The organism is Streptococcus sp. HMSC074B11 (genome assembly GCF_001808705.1).
Taxonomy (GTDB): Bacteria; Bacillota; Bacilli; order Lactobacillales; family Streptococcaceae; genus Streptococcus.
Genome location: NZ_KV794273.1, coordinates 120,841 through 127,586, shown reverse-complemented (window position 1 = coordinate 127,586; position 6,746 = coordinate 120,841). Strand labels below are relative to the sequence as shown.

Here is a 6,746-nt window from a genome sequence, read left to right as displayed (position 1 = left end):
TTGCTCTTTGATTTTCATTGAGTATAAAATTGAGTTTTTGCTCAACCTTTTTTTAGTGGTCAGGCGAACATTTGCCAAAAGTAATCAATGATGTAGGTCAATCCATAAGTGTAAACAACCAGGGTAAAGGGCTTGGTCAAGATGATGATGGTCATGTAGCGCTTGAAGCTCATCTTGGTCAGAGCAGCCAGCATACAGAGAAAGTCCGCTGGGCTAACTGGCCAAATCATCATAAAAATAAAGAAACGGTCAAAACGATTGCCCTTATCCAACCAGCCAATGTACTTATCATAGGTGCGCTTGCTGACGACAGACTGAACAAAGGGGGCTCCGTAGAGACGCACCAAGTAAAAGATAATGGCGCAACCAATAACAATACCAATATAGTTGTAAATCGTCCCCACGATATGCCCGTAGATAAAGACACCGGCAACGGATGTCAGAGCACCAGGAATGATAGGAACAACCGTCTGCAAAATCTGTAAAAAGATAAAGAGTGGTGGCCCCCAGATACCGGCCTGTTGGATAAAGGCAGATAGGGTTTCCTTAGAATGCAAGACTCCAGCCTGATAGGCCCAGATACAGAAAATCAAAGTACCAACTCCACCGATGATGGAAGAAATATTGATTGCTTGCTGTAGAAGGGGAGAAACAGCTTTCATTTCTTTATCGTGTGACATGTAAACTCCTCTTGTGTAGTATGATTCTACTATACCATATTTTAAGGAGAAAGACTATATGGGAAACTTCGTGTGACTTAGTCTCAAGTATGGTAAAATGGGAATAAGAAAATGACAGCTTAGAATGAGGAAAATCATGTTAGGATTGAAGTTTAATGGCACTTGGCGCAACTACCAAAAGCAGGTCTTGGATAACTTCCAAGAATACCAGGCAGATGGCCATGTCCACTTGGTGGCAGCACCAGGTTCTGGTAAAACAACCATTGGGATTGAGTTGATTGCCCGCTTTGATAAGCCAGCTCTGGTTTTAGTGCCGACGGTTACCATTCGGGAACAATGGGTGGATAGGATTCGTCAGGCCTTTTTAGAGGATGAGGACCAAGTCACAAGTCTCGTGTCTCAAAATCTCAAGGACATGAAGCAAATCACCATCGCCACCTACCAAGCTTTTCACAGTGCTATGCAACAGGTGCAATCTCAAGAAGAGAATGGTGAGACAGTGGACTTTGGCGGTTTTGATCTTATTGCTAGTCTTAAGGAGCAGGGAGTTGAAACCCTCTGTCTGGACGAATGCCATCATTTGAGAAATGAATGGTGGAAGAGCCTAGAAGACTTCCGTAAAAACTACCAGCAACTGAAAGTCATCTCTCTCACTGCGACACCGCCTTATGACAGTGAACCAGAACTCTGGGAACGCTATCTCCAGATGTGTGGCGAGATTGACCAAGAAATCACAGTGCCAGAACTGGTCAAGGAAGACACTCTTTGCCCTCATCAGGACTTTGTCTATATCTGTTTTCCGACTAAGGAAGAGGACAAACGCTTGGAAAAGTTTGAAGACACCAAGTGGCAGTATGTCAGCCAACTAGTCGTTAATCCTGACTTCCAAGAGTTGATTCGGAGTTCCAAGGTTCTCAAAGAGGAAATTTCAGCGGATATGCTCCTTGAGAATCCCAAGTATCTCTCAGCACTCCTCATTTATCTACAGGCTCAAAAGATGGAAATTCCCAAGCATCTACGAGATTTATTAGGAGCTGAGGGCTTGCCTGCCCTTAATTATTATTGGATCGAAGTCCTCTTGCAAGGCCTTCTCTATCAGACTCCTGACTGGTATGAGGATCCGCAGGAGACAAAGAAAAAAATAGAAGCAGAACTAAAATCAAGAGGACTGATTGAAAAACGTCAGGTTTTCTTGGTCAAATCCAAGGCCAATGACCAAATCCTCAACCAATCATTGGGGAAATTATCTGGAATTGCTGATATCTTTGCGACCGAGTATGCTAGCCTCGGAAAAGACTTGAGACAACTAGTCCTAGCAGACTATATCCGTAAGGACTTTGCTAACTATCTAGGAGATGATCAGGCACCCATCACTCAATTAGGTGTCCTACCTTACTTTGAAACCATTCGCAGAAGTGCACAAAAGCAAGGTCTTTCTGTCCCTATAGCAGTCCTTTCTGGAAGTGTGGTTATCATACCTGCCATTGTCAAGGCTGAACTCGAAGCACTCATCCCAAACACTAGCTTGACCTTCTCTGCCATCGGAAAACTTGACCAAGGGACCTATCTCCAAGTAGGTTTTCCATCCAGCTTTAAGGGGATGGTCGCAGCAGTGACCGAGCTTTTCCAACGTGGTTCTATCCAGGTCTTGGTCGGAACCAAGTCTCTCTTGGGAGAAGGATGGGATGCGCCTTGCGTCAACTCTCTCATCCTCGGAAGTTTTGTCGGAAGCTTTATGCTCAGCAATCAGATGCGGGGCCGTGCCATCCGTATCTGGCCAGAACATCCAGATAAGACTAGTAATATCTGGCACCTAGTAGCCATCAAACCTTACAAAAATCCAGTCTTTTCTAAGGAGGATCAAGAAGAACAAGACCTCAATCCTTATCAAGACCTCCAAACCCTTGCCCGTCGTATGGACCATTTCCTTGGCTTGTCCTATAAGGAGGATACCATCGAGACAGGGCTGGATCGCTTGGACTTTCCTGAGTTCCCATTTAAGAAAAAGAAACTCGAAGACTATAACGAGAAGATCATGGAACTATCCAAAGATCGTGCCTCCCTTCGCAAAAAATGGCAGGAGGCGTTAGTAGTTGCGGATAAACTAGAGATTGTCAATGAGGTAGCGACGGATCGTAAGCAAATCCCTCTCTTGACACTAGTGGATGCTGAAAAGTGGGTTCGCTATTCTTTCTTATTGATTGCAGTTAATCTCCTCCTCTATCTTTTTAAAACAAATGGTATTCGTCTTGCTTGGTTAACGACTATTAGCCTTGTTTTGCTTACTATTGCTTTAGTCCGTTATTTCTTTTACAAGAGTCCTTATGTACGCCTACGTCAGGTGGGTGAAGGTATTCGTAATGCCATGCTAAAGATGGGGCATCTTTCCGATGATCAGTCGCGCGTGCAGGTGGAAGAAGATAAGGATAGCTATCGCGTTTTTGCCTATCTTAAGGGTGGCAGTATGCGAGACAAGGAACTCTTTTCTCAGACATTAGGAGAATTCTTTGCACCCGTGGACAATCAACGCTACCTCTTAGTCGCTAAAAAAGTACCAGCCGGCCAATCCAAGTATTTCGTAGTCCCTAGCCTCTTTGAAAAACGCAAGGAAGAAGCACAGCTCTTTTTAGACGCAGTCGCACCTCAGCTAGGTGATTACCAGCTAGTCTACACCCGTAACGAAGCAGGTAGAAAAATCTTACTCGAAGCCCGACTCAAATCCCTAGCCAACAAAAATGACCGCCTCATCACCAAGAAGAAGGTTAAAAGTGCTTTGAAGTAGGGGGGAATTTTTACTTAAAACATGGTATAATATCAGTTATGAATAATAACAACCAACGTGCCCTTTGTCAGCAACTCTGGGCGGAAAATAAATACCTTGTTTTGAGCCATTCCAGCAATATTTACAATGAGATTCGCCAATACTTGAAGAATGAACAGGTGGAGGTGAGTCAGGTTCAAGAGATGATTGACCGTGCCTGCCAGATTCCAGAGCACAGGGGTCAGGTTTGCAACGCCTTTCAACATATTTGGGGCTATTTTAAAAAGCAAGCCAGCCTTGATGAGCGTAGAGACTATATGCTCTTGTTGGATCGCTATCGCTTTGGTCAAGCTTCCAAGCAAGACTTGATCGCTAAGACTCGAGAGTTGCTTAAATGTTACCCAAATGCTTATCTGCAACATTCTACCTTGCTGAAAGGAGACTCCCATGAGACTTTGGCATGAGGCTTTGATTTCACAACTTCCCCGTCCTCAGCTCTTGGGACAACATCGAGAGTGTTGCGCCCTTCGTGGCAATGGCTGGGGCAGAAAGCATGCGACGGTTGATTATGTCTTTACCCACTCGCCCTATCGTCTCTATGCCTATCATCGCTTGATCATGGAGGAGATGGCTAGCCGTGGTTACAATGTCAGTCCAGAGTGGCTGGACAAGAACTATCGTGGCAAGACCTGTCCTCCGTATGAAGACTTAGCAGAGGAAAAGCTGAAAAGTCCTATCTATAGTGAGCATGACCATGCCTACTATGAGGAGTGTCTGGCTAATCTCCGTGACAAGGGGATAGACCTATAGTCTTTTCTAATAGCAAGCCATAGTCAGTTCTCGGTTCACTAATATTTTGTTCTAAACGTAAATATTTAAAAACTATATTAATCATTGTCTATCAAAGGATTTGGGGAATCTTCTCCAAATCTTTTTTTGTGCTTTAAAAAGTGATATAGTTTCAAACTATATCAAAGCCTAATTTTTTACAATTATACAGACGCTTTCTTTTCTGTTAAGATAGTTTCAACAACAATTTTTGGAGGACAAAACATGTCAACTACAATTATCGGTTTCCCACGTTTGGGTGAATTCCGTGAATTAAAATTTACAACTGAAAAATACTTTAGAAAAGAAATCTCAGAAGAAGAACTTTTGGCTGCGGCTAAAGAATTGCGTGCAAAACACTGGAACATCGTCAAAGAAAAAGGCATCACTGAAATCCCATCAAATGACTTTTCTCACTATGACAACTTCCTTGATGCTGCCTTTCTTTTCAACGTAGTTCCTGCATCAGTACAAAACTTGGACTTGTCTGATCTTGAACGTTACTTTGCTTTGGGACGTGGTTACCAAGGAGAAAAAGGGGATGTTCGTGCCCTTCCGATGAAAAAATGGTTCAACACTAACTACCACTATATCGTTCCAAAATTTGAAAAAGACACTCAAGTAAAATTGGCTGGTCACAAGATTTTTGATGAGTTCCAAGAAGCTAAAGAACTTGGTCTCAACACTCGTCCTGTCCTTGTAGGTCCATTCACTTTCCTTCAATTGTCAGACTTTGAAGAAGGTGTGAAAGCAGAAGACTTCGTAGATAGCTTAGTAGCTGCTTACCAAGATGTTTTTGCTAAATTGGCTGAACTTGGTGCGACTCGTATCCAACTGGACGAAGCTGCTCTTGTGAAAGACTTGACAGCTGAAGAAAAAGCTCTCTTCTTGAACCTCTACAACAAACTCTTGGCTGACAAAAAAGGTCTTGAAGTTTTGCTTCAAACTTACTTCGGTGACGTTCGTGACGTTTACGCTGATCTTGTGAACTTGCCAGTAGATGCTATCGGTCTTGACTTCGTTGAAGGTAAGAAAACTCTTGAACTCGTTAAAGGTGGTTTCCCAGCTGACAAGACTCTTTATGCAGGTATTGTTAATGGTAAGAACATCTGGCGCAACAACTACGAAAAGAGCTTGGCTGTTCTTGAGCAAATCCCAGCTGAAAATATCGTTTTGACTAGCTCATGTTCACTTCTTCATGTGCCATTTACAACTGCTAATGAAGAATTTGAACCAGCTATCTTGAACCACTTTGCTTTTGCAGTTGAAAAATTGGATGAGATTCGTGATTTGGATGCTATCCGCAACGGTCAAGGTGCAGAAGCTCTTGCAGCTAACAAAGAACTCTTTGCGGCTGAACGTGTTGGTGAAAATGCGGAACTTCGTGCTCGTATCGCTGGATTGACAGACGCAGATTACACTCGTTTGCCAGCCTTCGCAGAACGTGAAGCTATCCAAGAAGATGCCTTCAAACTTCCAGCCCTTCCAACAACAACAATCGGTTCATTCCCTCAAACTAAGGAAGTTCGTGCTAAACGTTTGGCCTTCCGTAAGGGTGAATTGTCTCAAGAAGAATACGATGCCTTCCTTGCTGAAACCATTGACGAATGGATCAAATGGCAAGAAGAAGTTGGATTTGACGTGCTTGTACACGGTGAATTCGAGCGTAATGACATGGTTGAGTACTTCGGTCAAAACTTGTCAGGTTACCTCTTCTCTAAGAATGGTTGGGTACAATCATACGGTATGCGTGGGGTTAAACCACCAATCATCTGGGGTGATGTGACTCGTCTCAACCCAATCACTGTCAAATGGTCTAGCTACGCACAAAGCCGTACTGATAAACCTGTTAAAGGTATGTTGACTGGACCTGTTACTATCCTTAACTGGTCATTCCCACGTGAAGACATCTCTATCAAGGATTCTACTCTTCAAATCGCTCTTGCAATCAAGGATGAAGTTCTTGACCTTGAAGCTGCAGGTGTGAAAATCATCCAAATCGACGAGGCTGCTCTTCGTGAGAAATTGCCACTCCGTCGTAGCGACTGGTACGAAGACTACCTTGACTGGGCTATTCCAGCCTTCCGCTTGGTACACTCAACAGTAGCACCAGATACACAAATCCACACTCACATGTGTTACTCAGAATTTACAGATATCATCCCAGCTATCGACAACATGGATGCCGACGTTATCTCATTTGAAGCTAGCCGTTCAAACCTTGAAATCTTGGACGAACTCAAAGCGAAAAATTTTCAAACAGAAGTTGGACCTGGGGTTTACGATATCCACTCACCTCGTGTGCCTAATGAAGGCGAAATCGACCACACCATCGAAGCCATCCTTGCTAAAGTACCAAGCAGAAAAGTTTGGATCAACCCTGACTGTGGTTTGAAAACACGTGGTATCCCAGAAACTAAAGAAAGCTTGATCCGCCTTGTTGAAGCAGCTAAAGCTGCGCGTGAGAAATTGTAAGA

At 43.6% G+C, this 6,746-nt stretch carries 5 protein-coding genes; 4 read left to right on the top strand and 1 reads right to left on the bottom strand.

Annotation, left to right across the window (positions count from 1 at the left end; genetic code table 11):
* Positions 1–59: 59 nt before the first annotated feature.
* The gene (locus HMPREF2619_RS05560; protein ID WP_045763499.1) at positions 60–680 is read right to left on the bottom strand and encodes a TVP38/TMEM64 family protein; all 621 of its coding nucleotides are present in this window, start codon (positions 678–680) and stop codon (positions 60–62) included.
* A 136-nt stretch (positions 681–816) separates the two neighbouring features.
* Between HMPREF2619_RS05560 and HMPREF2619_RS05555 the strand changes: the two genes are divergently transcribed.
* From HMPREF2619_RS05555 to metE, 4 genes are all read left to right on the top strand, one after another.
* Positions 817–3,462, top strand: a complete 2,646-nt coding sequence (locus HMPREF2619_RS05555; protein WP_070459830.1) for a DEAD/DEAH box helicase family protein — start codon at positions 817–819, stop codon at positions 3,460–3,462.
* A gap of 38 nt (positions 3,463–3,500) precedes the next feature.
* On the top strand, positions 3,501–3,905 hold the full coding sequence (locus HMPREF2619_RS05550) for a YbgA family protein (RefSeq protein WP_070459827.1): 405 nt from the start codon (positions 3,501–3,503) through the stop codon (positions 3,903–3,905).
* A complete protein-coding gene (locus tag HMPREF2619_RS05545; protein WP_070459824.1) occupies positions 3,889–4,251 on the top strand; it encodes a TIGR02328 family protein in 363 nt (120 codons plus the stop codon). Before HMPREF2619_RS05550 ends, HMPREF2619_RS05545 begins: the two co-directional genes overlap by 17 nt.
* 243 nt (positions 4,252–4,494) lie before the next feature.
* Positions 4,495–6,744 carry a 5-methyltetrahydropteroyltriglutamate--homocysteine S-methyltransferase gene (gene metE, locus HMPREF2619_RS05540; RefSeq protein WP_070459821.1) on the top strand — a complete coding sequence of 750 codons (2,250 nt, stop codon included), beginning with the start codon at positions 4,495–4,497 and terminating at the stop codon, positions 6,742–6,744.
* Positions 6,745–6,746 lie beyond the last annotated feature (2 nt).